23 protein-coding genes are annotated in these 23,795 nt (G+C 68.9%); 12 read left to right on the top strand and 11 right to left on the bottom strand.

Going from position 1 to position 23,795, the window contains the following annotated elements; genetic code table 11:
* Positions 1 to 6 precede the first annotated feature (6 nt).
* Both QTI68_RS15630 and QTI68_RS15625 read right to left on the bottom strand, forming a co-directional pair.
* Positions 7 to 1,164, bottom strand: coding sequence for an efflux RND transporter periplasmic adaptor subunit (locus QTI68_RS15630; RefSeq protein WP_286522508.1), 1,158 nt, complete (start codon positions 1,162 to 1,164; stop codon positions 7 to 9).
* Complete coding sequence (locus tag QTI68_RS15625; RefSeq protein ID WP_286522507.1) at positions 1,161 to 2,651, bottom strand: efflux transporter outer membrane subunit; 1,491 nt, start codon at positions 2,649 to 2,651, stop codon at positions 1,161 to 1,163. Before QTI68_RS15625 ends, QTI68_RS15630 begins: the two co-directional genes overlap by 4 nt.
* 224 nt (positions 2,652 to 2,875) lie before the next feature.
* Between QTI68_RS15625 and QTI68_RS15620 the strand changes: the two genes are divergently transcribed.
* The 8 genes from QTI68_RS15620 to QTI68_RS15585 all read left to right on the top strand — a co-directional run bounded on the left by QTI68_RS15620 (position 2,876) and on the right by QTI68_RS15585 (position 11,022).
* The gene (locus tag QTI68_RS15620) at positions 2,876 to 4,411 is read left to right on the top strand and encodes a sigma-54 interaction domain-containing protein (RefSeq protein ID WP_286522504.1); all 1,536 of its coding nucleotides are present in this window, start codon (positions 2,876 to 2,878) and stop codon (positions 4,409 to 4,411) included.
* 150 nt (positions 4,412 to 4,561) lie between these two features.
* Complete coding sequence (locus QTI68_RS15615; RefSeq protein ID WP_286522503.1) at positions 4,562 to 5,752, top strand: substrate-binding domain-containing protein; 1,191 nt, start codon at positions 4,562 to 4,564, stop codon at positions 5,750 to 5,752.
* A 138-nt stretch (positions 5,753 to 5,890) separates the two neighbouring features.
* Positions 5,891 to 6,658 (top strand): ABC transporter ATP-binding protein, encoded by a 768-nt coding sequence (locus QTI68_RS15610; protein ID WP_286522502.1) that lies wholly within the window; start codon positions 5,891 to 5,893, stop codon positions 6,656 to 6,658.
* A gap of 5 nt (positions 6,659 to 6,663) precedes the next feature.
* On the top strand, positions 6,664 to 7,389 hold the full coding sequence (locus QTI68_RS15605; protein ID WP_286523177.1) for an ABC transporter ATP-binding protein: 726 nt from the start codon (positions 6,664 to 6,666) through the stop codon (positions 7,387 to 7,389).
* Complete coding sequence (locus tag QTI68_RS15600) at positions 7,386 to 8,369, top strand: branched-chain amino acid ABC transporter permease (protein WP_286522501.1); 984 nt, start codon at positions 7,386 to 7,388, stop codon at positions 8,367 to 8,369. The genes QTI68_RS15605 and QTI68_RS15600 overlap by 4 nt, the downstream gene beginning before the upstream one ends.
* Before the next feature lie 10 nt (positions 8,370 to 8,379).
* On the top strand, positions 8,380 to 9,444 hold the full coding sequence (locus QTI68_RS15595) for a branched-chain amino acid ABC transporter permease (RefSeq protein WP_286522500.1): 1,065 nt from the start codon (positions 8,380 to 8,382) through the stop codon (positions 9,442 to 9,444).
* 145 nt (positions 9,445 to 9,589) lie between these two features.
* The gene (locus QTI68_RS15590; RefSeq protein ID WP_286522499.1) at positions 9,590 to 10,465 is read left to right on the top strand and encodes an alpha/beta fold hydrolase; all 876 of its coding nucleotides are present in this window, start codon (positions 9,590 to 9,592) and stop codon (positions 10,463 to 10,465) included.
* Between the two features lie 50 nt (positions 10,466 to 10,515).
* Positions 10,516 to 11,022: a DUF1993 domain-containing protein gene (locus QTI68_RS15585; protein ID WP_286522497.1), complete on the top strand. Its 507-nt coding sequence runs from the start codon at positions 10,516 to 10,518 to the stop codon at positions 11,020 to 11,022.
* A gap of 6 nt (positions 11,023 to 11,028) precedes the next feature.
* Here QTI68_RS15585 and QTI68_RS15580 read toward each other — a convergent pair whose 3' ends face one another.
* Positions 11,029 to 12,009 carry an AraC family transcriptional regulator gene (locus QTI68_RS15580; RefSeq protein ID WP_286522495.1) on the bottom strand — a complete coding sequence of 327 codons (981 nt, stop codon included), beginning with the start codon at positions 12,007 to 12,009 and terminating at the stop codon, positions 11,029 to 11,031.
* Positions 12,010 to 12,083: 74 nt separating this feature from the next.
* Between QTI68_RS15580 and QTI68_RS15575 the strand changes: the two genes are divergently transcribed.
* On the top strand, positions 12,084 to 12,473 hold the full coding sequence (locus QTI68_RS15575; RefSeq protein ID WP_286522494.1) for a nuclear transport factor 2 family protein: 390 nt from the start codon (positions 12,084 to 12,086) through the stop codon (positions 12,471 to 12,473).
* Here the strand turns inward: QTI68_RS15575 and hemH are convergent.
* A complete protein-coding gene (gene hemH, locus QTI68_RS15570) occupies positions 12,446 to 13,504 on the bottom strand; it encodes a ferrochelatase (RefSeq protein ID WP_286522492.1) in 1,059 nt (352 codons plus the stop codon). The genes QTI68_RS15575 and hemH overlap by 28 nt on opposite strands.
* Before the next feature lie 15 nt (positions 13,505 to 13,519).
* On the opposite strand from hemH, the gene QTI68_RS15565 reads away from it, so the two are divergent.
* Positions 13,520 to 14,251: an HAD family hydrolase gene (locus tag QTI68_RS15565; protein ID WP_286522490.1), complete on the top strand. Its 732-nt coding sequence runs from the start codon at positions 13,520 to 13,522 to the stop codon at positions 14,249 to 14,251.
* Positions 14,252 to 14,267: 16 nt separating this feature from the next.
* On the opposite strand, the gene QTI68_RS15560 is transcribed toward QTI68_RS15565, so the two are convergent.
* From QTI68_RS15560 to QTI68_RS15545, 4 genes are all read right to left on the bottom strand, one after another.
* Positions 14,268 to 14,798, bottom strand: a complete 531-nt coding sequence (locus QTI68_RS15560) for a hypothetical protein (protein WP_286522488.1) — start codon at positions 14,796 to 14,798, stop codon at positions 14,268 to 14,270.
* Positions 14,798 to 15,478, bottom strand: coding sequence for a C39 family peptidase (locus tag QTI68_RS15555; RefSeq protein WP_286522487.1), 681 nt, complete (start codon positions 15,476 to 15,478; stop codon positions 14,798 to 14,800). The genes QTI68_RS15560 and QTI68_RS15555 overlap by 1 nt, the downstream gene beginning before the upstream one ends.
* Positions 15,479 to 15,490: 12 nt before the next feature.
* Positions 15,491 to 15,853 carry a hypothetical protein gene (locus QTI68_RS15550; RefSeq protein ID WP_286522486.1) on the bottom strand — a complete coding sequence of 121 codons (363 nt, stop codon included), beginning with the start codon at positions 15,851 to 15,853 and terminating at the stop codon, positions 15,491 to 15,493.
* Positions 15,854 to 15,949: 96 nt separating this feature from the next.
* Complete coding sequence (locus QTI68_RS15545) at positions 15,950 to 17,317, bottom strand: hypothetical protein (protein WP_286522483.1); 1,368 nt, start codon at positions 17,315 to 17,317, stop codon at positions 15,950 to 15,952.
* Positions 17,318 to 17,881: 564 nt separating this feature from the next.
* Between QTI68_RS15545 and QTI68_RS15540 the strand changes: the two genes are divergently transcribed.
* Together QTI68_RS15540 and QTI68_RS15535 are read left to right on the top strand one after the other, a co-directional pair.
* A complete protein-coding gene (locus QTI68_RS15540; protein WP_286522482.1) occupies positions 17,882 to 19,201 on the top strand; it encodes a tol-pal system YbgF family protein in 1,320 nt (439 codons plus the stop codon).
* A 21-nt stretch (positions 19,202 to 19,222) separates the two neighbouring features.
* Positions 19,223 to 20,728, top strand: coding sequence for a sigma-54 interaction domain-containing protein (locus tag QTI68_RS15535; protein ID WP_286522481.1), 1,506 nt, complete (start codon positions 19,223 to 19,225; stop codon positions 20,726 to 20,728).
* A 6-nt stretch (positions 20,729 to 20,734) separates the two neighbouring features.
* On the opposite strand, the gene hpnE is transcribed toward QTI68_RS15535, so the two are convergent.
* Genes hpnE through hpnC form a run of 3 tightly spaced genes read right to left on the bottom strand, consistent with a single transcriptional unit; the run spans position 20,735 to position 23,772 of the window.
* Positions 20,735 to 22,021: a hydroxysqualene dehydroxylase HpnE gene (hpnE, locus tag QTI68_RS15530; RefSeq protein WP_286522479.1), complete on the bottom strand. Its 1,287-nt coding sequence runs from the start codon at positions 22,019 to 22,021 to the stop codon at positions 20,735 to 20,737.
* Between the two features lies 1 nt (position 22,022).
* A complete protein-coding gene (hpnD, locus tag QTI68_RS15525) occupies positions 22,023 to 22,862 on the bottom strand; it encodes a presqualene diphosphate synthase HpnD (RefSeq protein ID WP_286522477.1) in 840 nt (279 codons plus the stop codon).
* A gap of 13 nt (positions 22,863 to 22,875) precedes the next feature.
* Positions 22,876 to 23,772 (bottom strand): squalene synthase HpnC, encoded by an 897-nt coding sequence (hpnC, locus tag QTI68_RS15520; RefSeq protein WP_286522476.1) that lies wholly within the window; start codon positions 23,770 to 23,772, stop codon positions 22,876 to 22,878.
* Between the last annotated feature and the right edge of the window lie 23 nt (positions 23,773 to 23,795).

Raw genomic sequence — 23,795 nt, 5'->3', positions numbered from 1 at the left:
GCTCCTTCACTTGGCTGCGGCTTCGGCCGCAGGCTTGGCGGCGGCGGGCGTCTCGACCACGCGCACCAGGTCGCCGTCGTTCAGGAAGCCGGCACCCTGGACCACCACGCGGGCGTCGGCCGGCAGCGGCGTCGTGATCTCGACCCGGTCGCCGACCCGGCGGCCGGTCTCGACCTTGAGCTGGGCGACCCGATTGTCGGGCTGCAGCAGCAACAGGTAGTTGAAGCCGTCGCGCGGCACCACCGAGGCCTGCGGCACGGTCAGCGCGCTGGTGCGGCCGAGCTGGAAATCGCCGCGCGCGAACATGCCGGCCTTGAGGCCGGTGTTCTGCAGCACGTTCGGGATGTCGACGTAGACCAGCGCATTGCGGGTCTGCGGATCGACCGTCGGCGCGATGCTGCGGACCTTGCCGCTGACGGTGGCGCCGCTGGCGCTGGTGATCACGGCCGGCGTGCCGACCGCGATGCGGCCGAGTTCGGAGGAGGTGACCTCGGCGCGCCATTCGAGCCGGCCCTGGCGCACCATGCGGAACAGCTCGGTGCCGGCACTGACCACGCTGCCGACCGTGGCGGTGCGCGCCGAGATCACGCCGTCGTCGGGCGCCAGCACCTGCGTGTTGCGCCCGCGCACCTGCTGGGCGGCGAGCACCGCCTCGGCGGCCTCGACCCGCGCCTTGGCGGTCTGCTCGGCGGTCTGGTATTGGTTGATCTGCTGCTGGCTCATGGCGCCGGTGGCCTGGAGCGTGCGCGCCCGCGCCGCGGTGCCGGTGGCGTCGGCGGCAGTGGCTCGGGCCTCGGCCAGCGAGGCCTTGGCCTGAGCCACGTCGGCCTGCACCGACTCGGCCGAGAAGGTGGCGAGCACCTGGCCTTTCTTGACCACGTCGCCGACGTTGACCCGCACCTCGGCGAGCTTGAGGCCGGTCGATTCGGAGCCGATGCTGGCCTCCTGCCAGGCGGCGACGTTGCCGTTGGCCGCCAGCGTGATGCTGAGTTCGCTGGTCTCGGGCTTGGCGACCGTGACGGTCAGCGACGGCCGGGCCGTGGCCTCGGGCTTTTTCTCGGGCGTGGCGGCGGGCTTGCCGCGCAGCAGCCAGAAGGCGCCGGCGACGAGGACCAGCACGGCGGCCAGCACGACGATGAGGGTGGAACGCTTCATTCTTTTCATGGCGACGGGGCGGCGGCGGGGGCCGTGGAGGCGAGGGCTTCGGGTCGTGTCCAGCCGCCGCCCATGGCGCGGTAGAGCGAGACCCAGGCTTCGGCGTGTTCGCGCTGCAGCGCGACGCGGGCGGTCTGCGAGACGAACAGCGTGCGCCGCGCATCTTCCAGGTCGAACAGGCTGGCCAGTCCGGTGTTGAAGCGGGCCTGGGTGGCGTCGAAGGAGATCTGGTAGTTCTGTACCGCGGTGTCGGCGTCTGCCGCGCGGTCGCTGGTGCTCTGCAGGTTGATCAGCGCCTGCTCGACCTCGCTCACGGCGCGCCGCACATTGGCGCGGTACAGCGACACGGATTCTTCGTAGCGGCCCTTGGCGGCGTCATAGTTGGCCGCCAGGGTGCCGCCGTCGAAGATCGGGACGTTGAGCGCCAGCGGTCCGAGGGTCCAGGTGTCCAGGGTTTCGCTGAAGCCACCGCCGCGCACCTTCAGCACGGCGATCGATCCCTGGAGCGACAGGCGCGGGAAGCGCTGGGCCAGCGCCGCGCCGGCCTCGGCGCTCGCCGCGGCGACGTCGAGCTCGGCCGCGTAGACGTCCGGCCGCTGCGCCAGCGCCTCGGCCGGCACGCTGTAGACCGCCTGAACAGCGGGCAGCGTGACGTCGATCGGGGCGGCGGCGAGCTTGGCCGCCAGCAGCGGACCTTCGATGCCGGTCAGCGCGATCAGCGCCTGCTGCTGCACGCTGCACAGGGCGCGCTGCTGCGTCAGCCTGCCCGCCGCTTCGGCCGCGCTGGCGCGCGCCAAGGCGGCATCGGCGGGCGCCGTGAAGCCGGCGCGCGCCGACAGCTCGGTCAGCCGCGCGGTCTCGGCGCGCGATTGCGCATCCGAGGTCGACACCACGAGCTGGCGCCGGCAGGCGCGCTCGCCCAGGTAGGCGTTCGCGGTCTCGGCGGCGACCGACACGCGGGCGTCGTGCCAGCGGGCGTCGGCGCCCGCATAGCGCGACTGGCTGGCGTCGCGGCTGGCGCGCAGGCCGCCGAACAGGTCGATCTCCCAGCTCGACTGCAGACCGGCCTGCTGGGTGGTGATCGGAGGGATGTCGGTGCTGGTTCCGCCCGTGGCGCCGGTCGAGAAGCCCGAAGTCGGCGAATTGCCGCGGCTGGCCGACAGCGAGCCGTTGAGATTGGGCACCAGCGCCGCGCCGGCCGCGACCCGCGCGGCGCGGGCTTCGCCGATGCGCGCCTGGGCGCTGGCCACGGTCGGGCTGGCGGCCTCGGCGGCGACGATCAGCTCGACCAGCAGCGGGTCGTCGAGCTGCCGCCACCACTCGGCCAGCGACGGCATCGAGCCGCCATGCGGCAGGGCCGCGGTGCCGGTCGGCAGCGGCGTCTGCCATCGCGCCGGCATCGGCGCCGCGACCTGCTCGGGCGGCCGCGGAACGGCGCAGGCGGCGAGCAGCAGGGGAGCGACGAGACACAGCGCGGGGAGCCGGGAGTTCCTCATGAGATTCCGCAAAGAAAGGGGTGACGTGCGCTGGCGAACGGGGGGTGCGCCAGGGCGTCGGCAGGCGGCCGGTGGACCGTGCATGCAAGGGGCGCAGCATAGCAAGGCCCCTCGAGCGCCTCTGTAGTCGCGCACCGCGTTTTCAAAGGGCTATCGATGGTAGCGACTCGGCGAGTCGGAATCGTCTGATTCGGCGCCGGAGGGATGCACGCTACGATTCCGCCATGCCACCCGCCGCCGCCGCACCTCCCGCCCTGCCGCTCGATGCCGAAGGCATCCTCGCGCTCGCCGCGCGCTCGATGTTCCATCTGTTTTCCAGCATCAGCCAGGGCATGTTCCTGGTCGACCGGGGCGGACGCATCGTCTGGGTCAACGAGGGCTACCGGCGCTTCCTGCCGGCGCTGGGTTTCTCGTCGATCGACCAGTTCCTCGGTCATCCGGTCGAAGACGTGATCCCGAACACGCAGATGCGCCGCGTCCTCGACACCGGCGAGCCGATCCTGATCGACCTGCTGACCAACAAGGCCGGCACCTTCGTGGTCAGCCGCATCCCCTTGCGCGAAGAGCGCGAGGGCGATGCCGGCGCGACGCCCGGCGAGGTGATCGGCGCCATCGGCATCGTGCTGTTCGATCATCCCGAGACCACGCTGCAGCCGCTGATCAGCAAGTTCGCGCTGCTGCAGCGCGACCTCGACGATGCCCGGCGCGAGCTCGCGAGCCAGCGCGCCAATCCGCTCTACCAGCAGTCGGCCGACGGCCAGCGGCGCTCCAAGTACACCTTCGCCAGCTTCATCGGCAGCAGCCCGGCCGCGGTCGAGGTCAAGCGCCACGCACGGCGCGCGGCGCAGTCGTCGAGCCCGGTGCTGCTGCTCGGCGAGACCGGCACCGGCAAGGAACTGCTGGCCCACGCGATCCATGCCGCCTCGGCACGGGCCGGCGGCATGTTCGTCAGCGTCAACATCGCGGCCGTGCCCGACACCCTGCTCGAAGCCGAGTTCTTCGGCGTCGCGCCCGGCGCCTACACCGGCGCCGACCGCAAGGCGCGCGAGGGCAAGTTCAAGCTGGCCGACGGCGGCACGCTGTTCCTCGACGAGATCGGCGACATGCCGCTGGGCCTGCAGGCCAAGCTGCTGCGCGCGCTGCAAGAGGGCGAGATCGAGCCGCTGGGCTCGAACAAGCTGGTGCCCTTCGATGCCCGTGTGATCGCCGCCACCTCGCGCGATCTGGCGGCGCTGGTGCGGGAAGGGCGCTTCCGCGAAGACCTGTACTACCGCCTCAACGTGCTGCCGGTGCGCGTGCCGCCGCTGCGCGAACGGCGCGCCGACATCCCGGCGCTGGTCGAGGCGCTGGGCGAGGACATGGCGCTGCGCAGCGGCGAGGCGCCGCCCGAGCTCACGCCCGACGCGCTGGCGCTGCTGGCCGCGCAGCACTGGCGCGGCAACATCCGCGAGCTGCGCAACGTGCTCGAGCAGGTGACCATGCGCAGCGACTCGCAGCGCATCGACGCCGCGCAGCTCGAGCGCATCCTGCGCGAGGCCGGGCAGGAAAAGATCGCGGCGCCCGAGCCGCTGCCGAGCGCCGCCGCCGACACGGCCGAAGGCGCGGCGCTGCTGCGGCCGCTGGCACAGCAGGTGGCCGAACTCGAACGCCGGGCGATCGCCGCCGCCATGGCCGCGACCGGCGGCAACAAGCTCGCGACCTCGCGGCTGCTCGGCATCTCGCGCGCGACGCTCTACGAACGTCTGGAAAACCCTGAATAGAAAACATGCAATTGCCTGAAATTCGGACAATACATTTGTCCTGATTCCGGGCGCTTCAGGCGAAAACCAAGGGAAAGTCCTTTGTTTTCAAGGCGATGGCGGCTGGCACGAACTGTGCAATATTCAGCCATCACCTTCAGGAGACAAAGAATGCAACGTCGCTACCTCGTCGCGCTGGCCACCCTGGCTGCCGCAGGTGCCCTGGCCGCTCCGGCCTGGGCCCAGTCCAACGAGATCAAGATCGCCCACATCTACAGCAAGACCGGTCCGCTGGAAGCCTACGGCAAGCAGACCCAGACCGGCCTGATGATGGGCCTGGACTACGCGACCGGCGGCACCATGACCGTCAACGGCAAGAAGATCGTCGTCATCGAGAAGGACGACCAGGGCAAGCCCGACCTCGGCAAGTCGCTGCTCGCGGCAGCCTACGCCGACGACAAGGCGGCGCTGGCGGTCGGCCCGACCTCTTCGGGCGTGGCGCTGGCGATGCTGCCGGTGGCCGAGGAATACAAGAAGATCCTGCTGGTCGAGCCCGCCGTGGCCGACTCGATCACCGGCGACAAGTGGAACAAGTACATCTTCCGCACCGGCCGCAACAGCTCGCAGGACGCGATCTCGAACGCGGTCGCGGTCGACAAGGCCGGCGTCACGGTCGCCACGCTGGCGCAGGACAACGCCTTCGGCCGCGACGGCGTGAAGGCTTTCGGCAGCGCGCTGAAGAAAGCCAAGCTGGTCCATGAGGAATACCTGCCGCCGGCCACCACCGACTTCACGGCCGGTGCCCAGCGCCTGATCGACAAGCTCAAGGACCAGCCGGGCCGCAAGATCATCTGGATCGTGTGGGCCGGCGCCGGCAACCCGTTCAAGATCGTCGACCTCGACCTGAAGCGCTATGGCATCGAGATCGCTACCGGCGGCAACATCCTGCCCGCCATGGCGGCCTACAAGGCGCTGCCGGGGATGGAAGGCGCGGCCTACTACTACTTCGGCATTCCGAAGAACCCGGTCAACGAGGCCATGGTCTCGATGCACTACAAGGAATTCAAGACGCCGCCGGACTTCTTCACGGCCGGCGGCTTCTCGGCCGCGATGGCGATCGTGACCGCGCTCAAGAAGACCGGCGGCGACACCAGCACCAACAAGCTGATCACGGCCATGGAAGGCATGAGCTTCGACACGCCCAAGGGCAAGATGACCTTCCGCAAGGAAGACCACCAGGCGATGCAGTCGATGTACCACTTCAAGATCAAGGTCGATCCGGCCTTCGCGTGGGGCGTGCCGGAGCTGGTGCACGAAATCAAGCCTGAAGAGATGGACATCCCGATAAAGAACAAGCGCTAAGAAAGCGATCGCGGCCGGCGAAGCCCGGCCCATTCGGGAAATGCCGCGGAACCGGCTTTGCCGGGCCGCAGGCGTTGCCCCCGGTAGGGGGTGGGCGGCTACACGAAGTGAGCCAACCTGGGGGGGAGCCCCATTTTCATGCTCGAAACCAAAGATCTCACCATCCGCTTCGGCGGACACGTGGCGGTGAATGCTGTCTCTTGCGCGTTCGCGCCGGGGACGCTGACCGCGATCGTCGGCCCCAACGGGGCCGGCAAGACCACGTACTTCAATCTGATCTCGGGGCAGCTCAAGGCGTCCGCGGGCACGGTGTCGCTCGACGGCCAACTGCTGTCGGGACTGCCGGCCTCGGCACGCACGCGGGCCGGGCTCGGGCGGGCGTTCCAGCTCACGAACCTGTTCCCGAATCTCTCGGTGCTGGAGAACGTTCGCCTCGCGGTGCAGGCCACGCGCGAAGGCGCGCACCGGCGCGGCCTCAACCTGTGGAGCATCTGGAGCGATCACCGCGCCTTGACCGAGCGCGCCGACCAGATCCTGGCCGATGTCGCGCTCAAGGCCAAGGAGCACGCGACCGTGGCCAGCCTGCCGCACGGCGACCAGCGCAAGCTCGAAGTGGCGCTGCTGATGGCGCTCGAACCCAAGGTCTTCATGTTCGACGAACCGACCGCCGGCATGAATGCCGCCGAGGCACCGGTGATCCTCGACCTCATCCGCAAGCTCAAGCAGGACAGGAGCAAGACCATCCTCTTGGTCGAGCACAAGATGGACGTGGTGCGCGAACTCGCCGACCGCATCATCGTGCTGCACAACGGGCAACTGGTGGCTGACGGCGAACCGGCCGAGGTGATCGCCTCGCCGATCGTCCAGGAAGCCTATCTGGGCGTTGCGAAGGAGGCCGCCGCATGAGCCGCATGAACACGAATCTTCTCGAGATGAAGGGCGTGCACACGCACATCGGCGCCTACCACATCCTGCATGGTGTCGACCTCGCCGTGCCGCGCGGCCAGCTCACGATGCTGCTGGGCCGCAACGGCGCCGGCAAGACCACCACGCTTCGCACGCTGATGGGCCTTTGGCATGCCTCGCAGGGCAGCGTGCGCTTCGGCGACAAGGACATCACCGCCCTGCATACGCCGCAGATCGCCGAACTCGGCATCGCCTACGTGCCCGAGAACATGGGCATCTTCTCGGACCTCACGGTCAAGGAGAACATGCTGCTGGCGGCCCGCAAGGCGAAGAACGCCGAGCAGATGGACGACGCGCGCCTGAAGTGGATCTTCAAGCTGTTCCCCGCGGTCGAGAAGTTCTGGAACCACCCGGCGGGCAAGCTCTCCGGCGGGCAGAAGCAGATGCTGGCGGTGTCGCGCGCGATCGTCGAGCCGCGCGAGCTGCTGGTCATCGACGAGCCCAGCAAGGGCCTGGCGCCGGCCATCATCAACAACATGATCGACGCCTTCGGCGAGCTCAAGCGCAGCGGCGTGACGATCCTGCTGGTCGAGCAGAACATCAGCTTCGCGCAGCGCCTGGGCGACCAGGTGGCCGTGATGGACAACGGCCGCGTGGTGCACAGCGGCAGCATGGCCGCGTTCTCGGCCGACGAACGACTGCAGCAATCCCTGCTGGGACTCGCGCTATGAAAAACACCGACTTCGACTGGAAGCCGCTCCTGCTGGTGCCGGTGCTCGCGCTGGTGGCGCTGCCGCTCACGGGCTCGGTCTCGACCTGGCTCACGCTCACGGTGGCCGGCCTCGCGATGGGCATGATCATCTTCATCATCGCCTCCGGCCTGACATTGATCTTCGGCCTGATGGACGTGCTGAACTTCGGCCACGGCGTGTTCATCGCGCTCGGCGCCTTCGTCGCCAGCAGCGTGCTCGGCCTGATGGGCGACTGGACCGGCTCGGGCGAGTTGTGGCGCAATCTGGTGGCCGTGTTCCCCGCGATGCTGGTCGCCATGGGGGTGGCCGGCGCGGTCGGCCTGGCCTTCGAGCGCTTCATCGTGCGGCCGGTGTACGGCCAGCACCTGAAGCAGATCCTGATCACCATGGGCGGCATGATCATCGGCGAGGAGCTGATCAAGGTGATCTGGGGCCCGGCGCAGATCCCGCTGCCGCTGCCGGAGGCGCTGCGCGGCTCGCTGCTGGTCGGCGACGCGGCGATCAGCAAGTACCGCATCCTCGCGGTCGTGATCGGCCTCTTCGTGTTCGGCCTGCTGGCCTGGACCCTCGGCCGCACCAAGATCGGCCTCCTGATCCGCGCCGGCGTGCAGGACCGCGAGATGGTCGAGTCGCTGGGCTACCGCATCGGCCGGCTGTTCGTCGGCGTCTTCGTGGTCGGCAGCGCGCTGGCCGGCCTGGGCGGCGTGATGTGGGGGCTGTTCCAGCAGAACCTGATCCCGCAGATGGGCGCGCAGGTCAACGTGCTGATCTTCATCGTGATCATCATCGGCGGGCTCGGCTCGACCGCCGGAGCGCTGATCGGCGCCTTGCTGGTCGGCCTCATGACCAACTACATCGGCTTCATCGTGCCGACGCTGACCCAGTTCGCGAGCATCTTCCTGATGGTGGCGGTGCTGCTGTGGCGTCCGCAGGGCGTGTACCCCGTGGCCAATCGTTGAAGAGAAACCCATGCTGTCCCGACTTCTTTCCAACGACCTGCCGCGCAGCCGCCTGCTGGCCTTGCTGCTCGCAGCCCTGGTGCTGGCGCTGGCCTTCGCACCCTTCCTGTTCCCGGGTGTCAAGGCGCTCAGCGTGGCGGCCAAGATCCTGGTCTTCATCGTGCTGGTCGCGAGCTTCGACCTGCTGCTCGGCTACACCGGCATCGTGAGCTTTGCGCACACGATGTTCTTCGGCATCGGCGCCTACGGCATCGCGATCTCGGCCAGCCGGCTGGGCGCGAACTGGGGCGCCGTGGCGGTCGGCCTCGGCGCCGCGCTCGCGATCTCGCTGGTGCTGTCGCTCGCGATCGGCCTGTTCTCGCTGCGCGTGCGGGCGATCTTCTTCGCCATGATCACGCTGGCCGTGGCCTCGGCCTTCCAGACCCTGGCATCGCAGATGTCGGATTTCACGGGCGGCGAGGATGGCCTGACCTTCAAGCTGCCGGAGCTGATCTCGCCGAGCTTCGAGTTTGCCGAGGAGCCCTTCCTCGGTGTGTCGCTCGACGGCCGTCTGCTGTGCTACTACCTGCTGTTCGTCGCCACCGTGGTGCTGGTGCTGGCGCTGCTTCGGATCGTGAATTCGCCCTTCGGCCGCGTGCTGCAGGCGATCCGCGAAAACGAGTTCCGCGCCGAGGCGATCGGCTACCGCGTGGTGGTCTACCGCACCACGGCCTCGGTGCTGTCAGCGCTGTTCGCGACGCTGGCCGGCGCGATGCTCGCCATCTGGCTGCGCTACAACGGACCCGACACCTCGCTCAGCTTCGAGATCATGGTCGACGTGCTGCTGATCGTCGTGATCGGCGGCATGGGCACGATCTATGGCGCGGTGGTCGGCGCGGTGCTGTTCGTGATCGCGCAGAGCTACCTGCAGGATCTGCTGCGCATCGCCAGCGAGGCGGCGAGCGGCATCGGCTGGCTCGCGGCGCTGCTGTCGCCGGACCGCTGGCTGCTGTGGCTGGGCGTGCTGTTCGTGCTGTCCGTGTATTACTTCCCGACCGGCATCGTCGGCCGCCTGCGCGCGAGGGCCAAAGGATGAAGCACCCCCGAAGCGCCTGCGGCGCCTCCCCCTCCAAGGGGGCGATACCAGCGGCCCGGCAAAGCCGGTTCCGCGGTATCCCTGGCATCTGGCCGTGCCGGTTTCACATGTCACGGGTCACGCGATCGCGTGGTGGAGCGATGAGATGATTCTGAAAACCTCGAACTACCTCCAACTCGCCGGCCGCGAGGTGCACTGGCTCGATTGGGGCCCGCGCGATGGCCCGGTGATCGTGGCCTGGCATGGCCTCGCGCGCACCTGCCGCGACATGGACGAGCTGGCCCGGCACTTCGCCGAGCGCGGCTTCCGCGTGATCTGCCCCGACACCATCGGCCGAGGACTGAGCCAGTGGAGCCCGGCGCCGGACGAGGAGTACCAGCTGTCCTTCTACGGCCGGCTCGCGCTCGGGCTGTTCGATGCGCTGAAGCTCACGCGCGTCCACTGGATCGGCACCTCGATGGGCGGCGCGATCGGCATGGTCTGCGCGTCGGGCCTGCTCGAGGCGACGATGAAGCCGCGCATCGCGAGCCTGGTGCTCAACGACAACGCGCCGCAGATCGCCGCGGCCGCGGTTCAACGCATTCGCTCGTATGCCGGCCAGCCCCCGGCCTTCGACACGGTGGTCGAACTCGAGCAGTTCTTCCGCACCGTCTACAAGCCCTATGGCTGGCTCAGCGACGCGCAGTGGCGCCGCCTGACCGAGAGCTCGACCCGGCGCCTGCCCGACGGCCGCGTGACGCCGCACTACGATCCGGCGATGGTGCGGCAGTTCGAGGCCCACCCGGACGACTACAGCGTGTGGCCGCACTACGACGCGATCGAGGCGCCGGTGCTGTGCCTGCGCGGCGCCGACTCCGACCTGGTGCTGCCCGAGACCCTGGCCGAAATGCGCACCCGGGGGCCCGGTGCCACCGGCCGGCTGCAGATCATCGAGGTGCCGGGCTGCGGCCACGCGCCGGCGCTCAACGTGCCCGGGCACCTGGCGCCGATCGAGGCCTTTGTGCGCGCCGCCGGCACCTGAATCGAGACGGGCAGACAATCGGCCCGCTCATTCACTCGGAGACTTCATCCATGGCGCTTTCGTTCTACGACATCTCGGTCCCGGTTTTCGTCCGCGGACTCGGCCAACTCTCGCACGTGCTCGACAAGGGCCTGGCCCATGCGCAGGCCAGCGGCACCGACCCGGCCGCATTGTTCGATGCGCGCCTCGCGCCCGACATGTTCACGCTGGCCGGCCAGGTGCAGAGCGCCAGCGATGCGTCCAAGCTCGGCACGGCCCGCATCGCCGGCATCACGGCGCCCAGCTTTCCCGACACCGAGGCCACCTACGCCGAGTTGCAGGCGCGGGTCGCGAAGACGATCGAATTCCTCAACGGCGTCGACCGTGCGGGCGTCGACGGCGCCGAGGCGCGCGAGGTCGTGATGAAGGTGCGCGGCAACGAGCTGAAGTTCACCGCCGAACGCTACCTGCTGCAGTTCGCGCTGCCGAACTTCTTCTTCCACGTGACGACGGCCTACGACGTGCTGCGGCACAGCGGCGTGCCGCTGAGCAAACTCGACTACCTGGGACGCTTCTAGGTTCGATCACAAAGGCCGGCAAGGAGCCCTTTGCCGGCGTCGGAACTCCACGGGCGTGCAGCCGGCTTCTCGTTTGAAGAACTTGCTGAAGTTGGTGGCCTCGTCGAAGCCCAGCTTGTCCGCGATGGCGACGGCCGGCATGTCGGTGTGCACCAGCAGACGTTTCGCCTCCAGGTTGATGCGCGCAGCGATGAAGGCCTTGGCTGTCATGCCCATCGCCGCCGTCACTGCGCGCCCCAGGCTCTTTTCGGTGTAGCCGAGCTGGGTGGCGTAGTCGGCCACCTGGTGCCACTCGGCAAAGCGTTCGTCCACGAGCCGCTGGAATCGCTTGAAGCGTTGCGATGCAGCGGAGATCACCGGCTCCTTTGACTGTCGTCGGCCTTGCAGGATGCTCAGTCGCGTCAAGAGCGCATGCAGTTGGTGGCGCAGCAGGGCATGCACGTCTTCCAGCGGCGCGTCGATCAGCGTGTCGTCGCGCATCCGCTGGATCGCGTCCGTCACCTTTCGCAGTTCATCGCTGTTCAGGAGCAGATGTTCCGGCAGTCTCTCCAGATCGACCGCGAGCCTGGGGTCTCCGGGCGTCTTTGAAACCGGGAAGACGAATTCCGGACGGAACAGGACGTTCCAGCCATCCCAATCCTGGTCATCTCCGTAGTTGTGGGCTTGCCCTGGCCGCAACACGAGCAGCGACCCCGGCTGGCAGGTGAGCGACTTGAAGTCGACCCACTGCGTGCAGTCGCCCCGCGTGACGCAGACCAAGGTGTGGAACTCGTACCGATGCGTCGTTCGCACCTTCTCCTGGCTCCGATGCCTCAAGTCGGCGACGGTGAAGATTTCGAGATCGAGCGGGTAGGGCGCGCGCGGGCGATAGCCCAGCCGCTGGATATCGGCGTGCGCCTTCGGAGCCGGTCTCAGTGAAGCGTAGGGCCCTCTTCTTGCTTTCGGTGTCTTGAAAGTATCTCTCATTGTCCAGATCGGACCGTTCAATTGGGCCTATTTTGTCGAAAATTAACCAACATTGACAGCCGATATCCACAACCGCATCGACATGGGAGCGCATCATGAACAACATCGACATCACCAAGACTTACATCAAGGCCGTGCAAACAGGCGACCAAGCCACGCTGGGCAGCCTCATATCGCCCGACGTGGTCTGGCACCAGCCGGGCAGCAATCAGTTCTCGGGCACGCATCGGGGCATGGCTGCGGTCGGCGCGATGCTCGGCAAGATGATGGAAGCATCCAGGGGAACCTTCGCGATCACCCGCGCCGACCCCTACATGGCCAATGGCGACTGGGTGGCCGTCACGCTGGAATTTGCCGGCCAGGCGAATGGCGTCGAGCTCAAGCAGCCGGGCGTCGACTTGATCCGGATCGAGGGCGGCCAGATCGTCGAAGTCCGGCTGTTCTCCAGTGACCAGGATCAGGAAGACCTGTTCTGGGGACAATGATCCGTCGCCCGCGTCGGCCAGCCCGCGAGATGGCGCTCGGCGATGCCGCTGAGCGCGGTGATCCATGCCGGGCTGTCGTTGAGGCAGGGGATGTAGTTGAACGCCTTGCCACCCGACGCGACGAAGGCTTCGCGGCCTTCCATCGCGATCTCTTCCAGGGTCTCCAGGCAGTCGGCCGGAAAGCCCGGGCACATCACGTCGACCCTTGAAACTCCCGCTGCGCCGAGTTCGCGCAGCGTGGGCTCGGTGTAGGGCTCGAGCCACTTCGCACGGCCGAAGCGCGACTGGAAAGTCACGCGGTACTGCGTCGGTGCAAGCGTGAGCCGCTCGGCCAGCAGCCGCGCCGTCGCGAGGCATTGCGCCTGGTACGGATCGCCGAGCCGGATGTTGCGCTCGGGAATGCCATGGAAGCTCATCACGAGCAGCTCGCCGCGGCCGTTGCGCTGCCAGTGCCGCTGCACGCTCTGCGCCAGCGCGTCGATGTAGAGCGGGTCGTCGTGGTAGTCGTTGACGAAGCGCAGCTCGGGCAGCCGGCGCACCCGTGCGCTCCACGCGTTGACCGCATCGATCACGCTGGCGGTGGTGGTGGCGGAGTACTGGGGGTAGGCCTGCAGCACCAGCACCCGGGTCGCGCCTTCGGCCTTGAGTTCGTCCAGCCGCGCCGCGATCGAGGGCTGGCCGTAGCGCATGGCATCGAGCACCGTCAGACGATGGCCGCGCTCCCCGAGCCAGCCGGCCAGCAGCACGGCCTGCTTGCGGGTCCAGACCTTGAGCGGCGATCCCTCGGGCGTCCAGATGCTGGCGTACTTGGCGGCCGACTTGGCCGGCCGGGTCCGCAGGATGATGCCGTGCAGGATCAGCGCCCAGAGCGGGCGTGGAATCTCGACCACGCGCGGATCGCCGAGAAAGTCCGCGAGGTACGGCCGCACGGCCCGGGCGGTGGGCTCGTCGGGCGAGCCGAGGTTGCACCAGAGCACCGCGGTGCGCTCCGGGGTCATGGGGGCGGCGGGCGGTTCGTCTCTGAAGGGCATGCGATATTCTCGGTCATGGCTTTTGCGACCCCCGATTCCCTCGCGCTCGACGTCAAGCGCATCGCCGCGATCTCGCTCGACCTCGACGACACGCTGTGGCCGATCTGGCCCACCATCGAGCGCGCCGAGCGCGTACTGCACGACTGGCTGCTGCGCGAGGCGCCCAGGACCGCCGACCTGCTGGTGACGCCCGGCATCCTGCGCGAGTTGCGCGAGGCGGCCGCCAAGGAGCGCTCCGACCTGGCGCATGACCTGAGCGCGCTGCGCCGCGAGTCGATCCGCGGCGCGCTGCGGCGCGCCGGCGAAGACCCGGCGCTGGCCGAGCCGGCTTTCGATGTCTTCTTCGAAGAGCGACAGCGCGTCACCCTCTATGACGACGCACTGCCGGCGCTCAAGTGGCTCAGCGAACGCTATCCGCTGGTGGCGGTCTCCAACGGCAACGCCGACATCCACCGCACCGGCGTCGGACGCTGGTTCCGCACCGCTTTCAATGCGCGCGATTTCGGCAGCGGCAAGCCGCACGCGCCGATCTTCCGCGCCGCCGCGGCCTCGGTCGGCCTGCTGCCCAAGGACGTGCTGCATGTCGGCGACGATGCGGCGCTCGATGTGGTGGGCGCGCTCGATGCCGGCATGCAGGCCGCCTGGCTGGTGCGCGAGGAGCGGCCCTGGGAGCATGGCGCGCGGCCGCAGCTGATCGTGCCGAACCTGCACGCGCTGTGCATGGCCCTGGACACGGCCCGCGATTGAACTGATCCGCTGCGTCTCAGCGCGGCCCGGTGATCGCGCGCACCAGGCCGTCGCTCACGGGGGCCTGGGTGTTGAGGTTCTTGATCATGCCCAGCGCGTTGCTGCTGGCATCGATCACGGTCTGGTTCACGATGTGCTGGTTGTCCAGCGTGTTCTGGATGACGGTGCCCGAGGTCCCGGCCTGTTGGGGCAGGAAGCTGTTCCCGGGGCCGATCTGGATCAGGTTGATGGCCGCCATCTGCTTGCTGAGCTGCGCCGCCTGGGCTGCGCTCAGGTTGTTGAGCTGCCCGAAGTTGAGGGTGGTCTGCGTCACCAGGTCGCCGTTGACATAGGTGGCGCGCGAGATGCCGAAAGTAACCATCAGTCCGTTGCCGGTGTCGAAGCCGCCACGCAGGCTGTCGAGGGTGCTGTCGCCCACCGCCATCCAAGTCTCGTTGTGCCGCTGCACCGGGTCGGCCAGGCCATCGGCCCAGGCGCCGCAGGTGCCCGCGAGCACGGCAAGGCCGAGCATCGCTCGCATCATCGACCGGGCAGGTGCGCGGCGCATCAGAAGTCTCCGGGGCCGAGCTTCGGCAGCGAGAGGTCGGTCATGGCGTTGCGGGCCATGCTCGTGTCCACCGGTGCCCGCGGCGCGGCGCGCCAGTCGGCAGCGACATTGAAGCGGGCCGATTCCATGCGGTTGTGGATGACGAACAGCAGCCCGTTCTGCCACACCTTGTCGAAGGCCTGGCGCGACATGGCGCGCGTCCCCAGGGCCGGATCGCCGACCAGCACACGGTCCGCCTGCACGCCCTTGACGACCACGAAGTGGTGGTAGCCGTCGGAGTTGATCAGCACGATGGCGGGCACGCGGGCCTCGTTGAGCTTCTCCAGCGGCTGCTCGAAGCCGTCGGCCTCGAAGCCTTGCGCCTCCAGGTAGCGCTTCATGTCGAGCAGCGAGAAGCCCTCGGTGTGGATCTTCTTCTGGTCGCCATGCTCGTACATCTGTTGGAACACGGTCTCCTCGGTCACCGGGAAACCGTAGTGATGGGTGAGCAGCGTGGCCAGGGCGGCCGAGCCGCAGCTGAAGTCGTATTTCTGGATCAGCGTGCGCCCGGTGCGGGACTGCTTCAGGCTGGTCATGGGAATCACGACGTCGCCCATGGCGATCGACGGCATGTACGCGCCGTCGGCGGCGGCCAGTTCGGCCGTCGCCAGCAGCGCGACGCATAGGAGGAGGCGGCGCATGGTGCCTGCCTCTCAGTTCATCTGCAGATTGAGGATCGTCGCGTTCTGTATCAGCACGTTCGCGCCGCTATTCTGGATCACCGTCGGCAGCCCGCTCATGTTGGCGAATGATCCGGCGCTGATTGTGTTGTCGCCCGTCGTGACGTTGCGTGCCGAGTTGTTGGCAGTGACGCCGCGCAGGGTCATCTCGTTGCTCACGACTTCGGCGCCGCCGCGCGTGTTGGCCAAGGTGGTCGCGTCGACCGGCTGCGCGATGAAGGCGATCGGCCGGGCTTCGGAGCCGGGCGCGTCGCGCAAGGTCTGCGCTGCCACTGTCGCCGGCAGCAGGATCCCGAGGGCCGCGCAAATGGGCCCGAGGCGGGTGATGGATGTCATGGCGTCTCCCTTCGGCCTGCGGTGTGGGGCGAGCCGATCTTCGCCATGCGCCCCGGTGACCCGGGTCGCACGGCGATGATCGGTCTCAGGCTTCGATCAACGTCCCACGGACAGGTTGGCCTGCACGTTCACGCTTTGCTGAACCATCGACGCGATGCCGCTGTTCTGGTTCGCGACCATGATGCCCGCCGCCGTCTGGCCGACGCTGGTCATGGTGTTGGACATGTTGAACGTGCCGGCATTCACGGTTGCCGTGCCGCCTGCGCCGCCCGTGCCACCGTTGCCGGTGCCGCCGGTTCCGCCGTTGCCGGTATTGGTTCCGCCGTTGCCCGCACCGCCTGCGCCGCCCGTGCCGCTACCGCCCGCGCCGCCGGCGCCTGCGGTGTTGTTGCCGTTGCTGGCGCTGCCGTTGGTGGCGCTGCCGACCGTGCTCGAGCCGCCTGCGCCGCCCGTGCCCGCGCCGCCGGTCTGGGTGCCGGTCGCGGTGCTGGTGGCAGTGCCGCTCGCTCCGCCTGCTCCACCCGCTCCGCCGCCGCCCGTGGCGCCGCTCGCGCCGCCTGCGCCTGCCGTGCTGGTCGATGTGCCGGCTCCGCCCGCGCCGCTCGCGCCACCTGCGCCTGCCGTGCCGCTGGTGCCGCCTGCACCGCCCGCACCGCCCGCGCCGCCTGCACCCAGGCCGCCGCCATCACCGCCCGAACCACCCGAGCCGCCCGAGGTGTTGCCGGTGCTTCCGCCGCCGCCGCCACCGCCGGTCCTGCCGCCGAGCGCAGCGGACAGGCTGCCGCTGCTTCCGCCGCGTCCGCTGTCACCGCTCGCGCCGCCGCGTCCGCCGTCGCCGCCACTGGAGGAGGCGCGTCCGCTGCCGGTCAGGCCTGCGGCGATGCCGCCGAGGCCGTTGCCGCCGTCACCTGCCGTGGAATCGCCGATCGTGGCGCTGCCATGCTGGATGGCGCCGTTGGATGCGCTGCCACCCACCGCGCCGACCGCACCGGTGCCCGTGGCACCGTTGCCGCCCGTGCCCGTGCCATAGGCTGCGCCGCCCTTGCCCGTGCCGCCACGTCCGCCATAGCCGTTGCCGCCCGCGACAGAGCCATTGTTGGTGGCGTAGTTGCCGATGTTGGACACGCTGTTGCCAGACACATAGCCTTCGAGCTTGCTCACGGCTGTTGCCTTGGCCGTATTGAAGGCGTTGGTGAAGTTTCCGGTGGACCCGTTGTTGATGGCGGCAGAACGTTCTGCACTCGCGTCGGCAGCACCCGACTCCCTGTTGGTACTCGTGCTGTTCCTCGTACTCGAGCTCGTGCGACTGCTGGTACTCGTACTCGTACTGGTGCTCGTGCTGGTGGCGGTGTTGCTGCCCGTATCGGTCGTTTGACGGGTGCGCTGATCCGTGTCATTTGCAAACACCGAACCACTGAACCCGAAGGCAAGGGCAATGGCCGAAGCCAGAAGTGTCTTTTTCATGAACCCTCCAGAAAGTTGAACAAGCTTGGTATTGACGTGCGTCGCCGCAAATCGAGGGGCCATGTGCAACTTCGGTGCCAGCAACTTACGGCTTGTTTCGCCGGCCCTCGCGCCCAGAGGCGAAGGCTGCTTCGCGACCGTCCGGAGCCTTCCATCGACGCCGCGCGGAGCGGGCGGCAGGGAGGGATTCGGCACTCGCTCTGTCACACTCCCTTGACGGCCGTTCGATGTAGCGGCACGGCTGTGCGCCGAAGGGTTCGACAACCCTCGGACCGGCTCCAGCCTTGCGCCGGCGTGCTTTTCGTCACGTCGGTGTGACAGTTGATCGCGTCGAAGCTAGGCCTTGCTCGGGGGCCGCCCCTTTGGCTGCGAGGCCAGGCTTGGCGCAGCGCGCCGCGCAGCCGCCGGCGGTCGTCCGGACCGAAGTGCAACAAATCTGAGACAGCGACTGAATTCGCTACAAATTCCTTACCTTTGTTTGCAACTTGTAGCTTGGTGTGCTTGTTCTTTACGATTAGGCTGGCACGCGAAAACGCTCGTACCAAGAAGCAAGAGAGGGACACCATGGAGACCTTCGGTCCGCACAGGGCGCTGGCATTGCTGGCCTGTTCGTCACTGGCATGGTCGGGTGCCCTTGCTCAGAGCCAGGGTGCTTCCTCGACGCGCAATGCAGCCAAGCGCCTGGAGGCGCTGCAGCAGCAGGTGAAGGACCAGGGCCGGCAGATCGACGCACTGAAGGAGCAGGCCGACCAGCAGGAGGCCCGCTACCGCGAACTGCAGCAGCGCCTCGAGACGCAGGAGGCGCGCGGCGCGCCGGCGCCCGATGCGACCCGGACCGCGACCCGCAAGCCGGCCCCGGAGGGCGAGGCGGCCGATGCCGGCGCGAGGCCGGTGCAGGTCGGCGTCGCGCCCAGCGACGAGACGCCGCAGCCGCCGCAATATGCGCAGCTGTTCGACGAACCCGGCGTCCTCACGCCCAAGGGCAAGTTCGTCTTCGAGCCTTCACTCTTCTACGGTTATTCGTCCAGCAATCGCGCCTCGCTGGTGGGCTACACGGTGATCCCGGCCCTGCTGATCGGGCTGATCGACGTGCGCGAGTTCAAGCGCAACACCTTCATCGGCACCCTGACCGGCCGCTGGGGCGCCACCAACCGGCTCGAGTTCGAAGCCAAGCTGCCCTACGTCTCGCGTTCGGACGACACGATCAGCCGCGAGATCTTCACCGGCTCGGCGTTCGACAACGTCTTCAACACCAAGGGCAGCGGCATGGGCGATGCCGAATTCGCGGCCCGCTACCAGATCACCGACGGCAAGGACGGCATGCCCTACGTGATCGGCGGCTTGCGCTTCAAGTCGCGCACCGGCACGGACCCGTTCGAGGTGGTCACCGACTGCGTGACGCGCTGCATCGGCAACGCCACCGGCACCGGCCTGCCGCTCGACCTGGCCACCGGCTCGGGCTTCTATTCGCTGCAGCCGGGCGTCACCTGGCTGCTGCCGTCGGATCCCGCGGTGTTCTTCGGCGGCCTCAACTTCACCTACAACTTCTCCCGCAGCGGCATCAGCCGGCTGGTGCTCAACGGCGAGCGCGAGTTCATCGGCGACGTCAAGCCCGGCAACGTGTGGGGCTTGAACTTCGGCATGGGCCTGTCCATCAACGACCGTTCGTCCTTCAGCCTGGGCATGGAGCTGTATTCGATCGGGCCTACCGAGCAGAACGGCCAGCGCGTGATCGGTTCGGTGCGCACGCAACTGGCTTCGCTGCTGCTGGGCTACTCGTACCGCTACAGCCCCAAGACCACCTTGAACGTGACCGTGGGCGCGGGGCTGACGCGCGATACGCCCGATCTCCAGATGACAGTCCGGGTGCCGATGTCGTTCTAGCCGCGGCTGGGATTGGTCACCATGCAGCAACCAGGCAGCATTCTTTGCGTGACGCTAGGCGGCCATTCGATGCGGGTGGCCGAGCAGTTGCTCGGGCGCGGCTGGGACCTGGCCCAGGCGAACGACCTGGCCGCCGCGGGCCGCCTGCAGGCGCACCGCAGCTTCATGCTCGGCCTGCTGGTGGCGGGCGCCGAATTGAGCGTGCCCGAGACGGCGGTGGAGGCCTGCATCGGCGCCTCGGGCGGCAGCGAGTGGGTGGCGGTGTGCGAGCCCCAGGCGCTGGAGTCGCCGGCCTTCCGCGACCTCGTCCTGGGGAGCTTCTTCGATCACCTGCTGATGCCCTTCCACCTGGACGAGCTGGAACTGGTGCTCGGCCACGCGACCCAGCGCGCCATGCTGCGGCAGCGCCACGACGCGGCCCGCCGGCATGCGGTGGATGCGCTCGGCATGGTCGGGCAGGGGCCCGCGATCACCCGCTTGCGCGAGCAGATCCGCAAGGTCGCCGCGACCGAGGCGCCGGTGTTGATCGGAGGCGAGAGCGGCAGCGGCAAGGAACTGGCGGCGCGCGCCATCCATCAGTGCTCGCACCGCTCGGCCGGGTCCTTCGTGGCCGTCAACTGCGGCGCGATATCGCCGTCGCTGATCCAGTCCGAACTGTTCGGCCACGAGCGCGGCGCCTTCACCGGCGCATCGTCTGAACGCCGAGGGCTGATCGAAGCGGCCAGCGGCGGCACCATCTTCCTCGACGAGATCGGCGACCTGCCGATCGAGCTGCAGACTAACCTGCTGCGCTTCCTGCAGGAAAAGACGATCAGCCGCGTGGGCGGCGTGCGCAACATCCATGTGGATGTGCGGGTGGTCGCCGCATCCCACGTGGACCTGGCCGAGGCGGTCGCCGTCGGGCAGTTCCGGGAAGACCTGTTCTATCGGCTGAACGTGCTGTCGATCGACGTCGCGCCGCTGCGCCGGCGGATGGAGGACGTGCCGATCCTGGCCGAGTATTTCTTCCAGCGCTGCGTCGCCAAGAGCCGCACGCGGGTGCGCGGATTCAGCCGCCAGGCGCTGGCCGCGATGCTCGCCCACGCGTGGCCGGGCAACGTCCGGGAGCTGTTCAACCGCGTGCAGCGCGCAGTCGTCATGACCGACCGGCGCCTGATCGGACCCACCGACCTGGGCCTGCAGGCGGTAGAGAACGTGGCCGGCATGGGGCTCGACTTGGCACGCACGGCGGCCGAGCGCGACGTGATCTGCCTGACCCTGACGCGGGTGGGACGCAACATCACGCATGCCGCGCGCGAACTCGGGGTCTCGCGCATGACCTTGTATCGGCTGATGGAAAAGCACGGCATCGCGCTCGAATCGGAGTCGCGGCTTCACGTGGCCCCGGTGTGGCCGGAGCCGGCGCCGGTGATTCGACCGACGCCCTCGCCGCGGGTCGGCGATCCGCTCGAGGCCATGATGAATGCGCCGTCCGCGGGCTTCCACGCCGATTGGGCGGGTGCCGGCAAGCCGGCGGGGCGGGCTTAGGCGGGTCTAGGCGAGCGCACGTGCGGCGTCGATGGCGCTGCGCACCGCGCCTTCGAGCGTGGCCGGATAGGCGCCATCCACGTAGTCGCCGCAGGCCAGCAGGCCCGGCGCCAGCGCCTGGCGTGGGCGAACCAGCCCGGGCACGCAGGCGAAGGTGGCGCGCCGCTCGACCACCGTCAGCACCGCCTGCAGGTCGGGCTGGCCGAGTTGCTGCCGGGCCTGCGCCAGCACCTGGCGCTGCAACTGTTCGCGGTCGGCACCGCTGGCACTGATCACGCAGGCCAGCAGGCCACGCGGACCGCCGAGTTGGCCGCGATCGAAGACGAACTGCGCCGGCGCGTCGTCGCGGCTGCGCAGCGCGAGCATCGGTGCCGGCAGCACGGTGTCGCCGTGCAGGTAGACGGTGGCGATGGCTTCGTGCGCCAGCGCCTCGGCCGCCGCGGCCCAGTGCGGCGCCTCGTCGGCCGCCAGCCGGGCCGCTTCCCAGGGCGGGCAGGCCAGCACCACCCGATCGAAGGGCTCGCCGTCGACCTGCCAGCCGGCGCCATGGCGCGCCAGCGTGCGCACCCGGCGGCCCGTTTCGGTCCGGGCGCCGTGCTGCCGCAGCCAGCGATCGGCCGCGTCGGGGAACAGCGCACCGAGGTCGACCCGCGGCAGCAGCAGCTGCGACCCGCCGGGCGTCTTGAACAGCGCATCCGCCAATACCCGCAGGAACACCTGGCCGCTGGCTTCGGCCGGCGGCGTGTTCAGGGCCGACAGGCACAGCGGCTCGATGAGCTCGGCCTGCACGCGCGGCGTCAGGGTGCCGCACAGGTCGGCCACCGTGGCCGTGTCGGCGCAGGCGAAGCCTTGCCGCTGCCAGCGTATGGACGTCTGCAGCAGCGACAGCTTGTCCCGCCACGACCAGCCGCGCGCCGCCAGCACCCCGGCCAGCACGTCGAGTGGTGCCAACCGGCGCGTCGCCCGGTCGAGCCAGTGCGGCAGCTGCGGCAGCGACAGTCCGCCGCCGTCCGGGAAGCGCAGCACCAGCGGAATGCGCTGGAGGGCCGCACCGGTATCGACGCCCACCCGTGCCATCAGCGCCAGGGTCTCGGTGTAGGCGCCAATCAGGATGTGCTGCCCGTTGTCGAGCAAGAGCGGACTTCCGTCGGGCAGCGTCGCCGACAGCGCCCGCGCCCGCCCGCCCCATTGCCGCGCGGCCTCGAAGACCGTGACCGCATGCCCGGCCCGCGCCGCCTCGACCGCGCAGGCCATGCCGGCCCAGCCGCCACCGACGACCGCAACGGTGCTCAAATCACAATTTCCCGAGTGCCTGCACGCGCCACGCCAGCCACAGCTTGCGCACCGGCGTCAGGCTCACGCGCTGGTCGAGCACCTTGAAGTCGTCGCGCGCGATCTCCTCGAGCAGCGTGCGATAGATGCTGGCCATCATCAGTCCGGGCTTCTGGGTCCGCCGGTCGGCCGTGGGCAGCAGCGCGAGGGCCTCGTCATAGGCCCCCAGCGCCCGGCCGGCCTGGAACTTCATGAGCGCCACGAAGCGCTCGGAATGGACCCGGTTCAGGATCTCGTGGGCCTTGACGTCGAACTGCTGCAGTTCGTTGACCGGCAGGTAGATGCGGCCCCGCAGGGCATCTTCGCCGACGTCGCGGATGATGTTGGTCAGCTGCAGCGCCAGGCCCAGCTTGTGCGCGTACTCGGTGGTCTGCGAGTCAGTCTGGCCGAAGATGCGTGCCGCGCCTTCGCCCACCACGCCCGCCACCAGGTGGCAATAGCGGCGCAGCGCCGGGAAGTCGAGGTAGCGGGTCTGGTCGAGGTCCATCTGGCAGCCCTCGATCACCTGCTGCAACTGGCGTTCCTCGATGCCGTAGGCGGCCGCGTGCGGCATCAGGGCCTGCATCACCGGGTGGTGAGGCTGGCCGGCGAATGACTGCGCGACCTCGCTGCGCCACCAGGCGAGCTTGGTCGCCGCGACGCCGGGGTCGCTGACTTCGTCGACCACGTCGTCGACCTCGCGGCAGAAGGCATAGAAAGCCGTGATCGCCGCGCGGCGCGGTTTCGGGAGAAACAGGAAAGCGTAGTAAAAGCTGCTGCCCGACGCAGCGGCCTTGTCCTGGACGTACTGCTCGGGGGTCATCGTGCGGGACTCTTCATGCGGCCGATTGTCTCCGCATCCGGAAGGCCCGCCAGGCCAGCAGCGCCGCGTCGCCGCGGCCGAGGGTCGGGCGGGCCGAGAAGCTGTCGCAGCCCTGGGCCTCGATCTTGTCGAGGATCCGGCTGCCGCCCTGGACCACGAAGCGCAGTTCCCAGCCGGCGCGCCCGGGCAGCCGGTGCACCAGCGGCGCGCCTTCCTGCATCATTCCGCGGGCCCATGCCACTTCGCTCGCCACCAGCGCGATGGCGGCCGACGGCGGCGCGGTCGTCGCCAGCGGGGCGAAGCGGTCGAAATCGCCGTCCGCGAGCCCGTGGACGCGGCAGTCCTCGCGCGGCAGGTAGCGGCGCCCCCGCGGCAGGTCGACGCTCAGGTCCTGCCAGAAGTTGATCAGCTGCAGCGCGCTGCAGACGGCGTCGCTCTGCGCCAGCGAGCGCGCGTCGGTGACGCCGTACAGGTGCAGCAGCAGGCGCCCGATCGGGTTGGCCGAGCGGCGGCAGTAGTCCAGCAGCTCGGCGCGGTCGGCATAGCCGGCGCGATCGCGGGTTTTCTCGATGTCCTGCACGAAGGCCGACAGCAGGTCCGCCAACAGCTTCTCGGGCAGCGCGAATTCGCGCATCGCAAAGGCCAGCGGCCCGAACACCTCGGGCCAGCGGCTGGCGGGCGCCACACCTCCCGCGGCGGCACCGAGGTCGGCACGGAAGTCGCGCAGGGCCTCCAGCCGTTCGGCCGGACCGGCATCGCCTTCGTCGGCGATGTCGTCCGCGGTGCGGGCGAAGGCGTAGATGGCCGCGATCGGCGGGCGCAGCCGCGGCGGGCACAGCCAGGAGGCGACGGGGAAGTTCTCGTAGTGCGTGGGCGCGGCTGCGAGCGGGGGAGGGGAGAGGGATGACACGCAGCGGATTGTCCCGCACGCTA

It is taken from the genome of Variovorax sp. J31P207 (genome assembly GCF_030316965.1).
Classification (GTDB): Bacteria; Pseudomonadota; Gammaproteobacteria; order Burkholderiales; family Burkholderiaceae_C; genus Variovorax; species Variovorax ginsengisoli_B.
The sequence above is the reverse complement of the archived record's forward strand: the minus strand, read 5'-3'. Positions and strand labels throughout refer to the sequence as shown.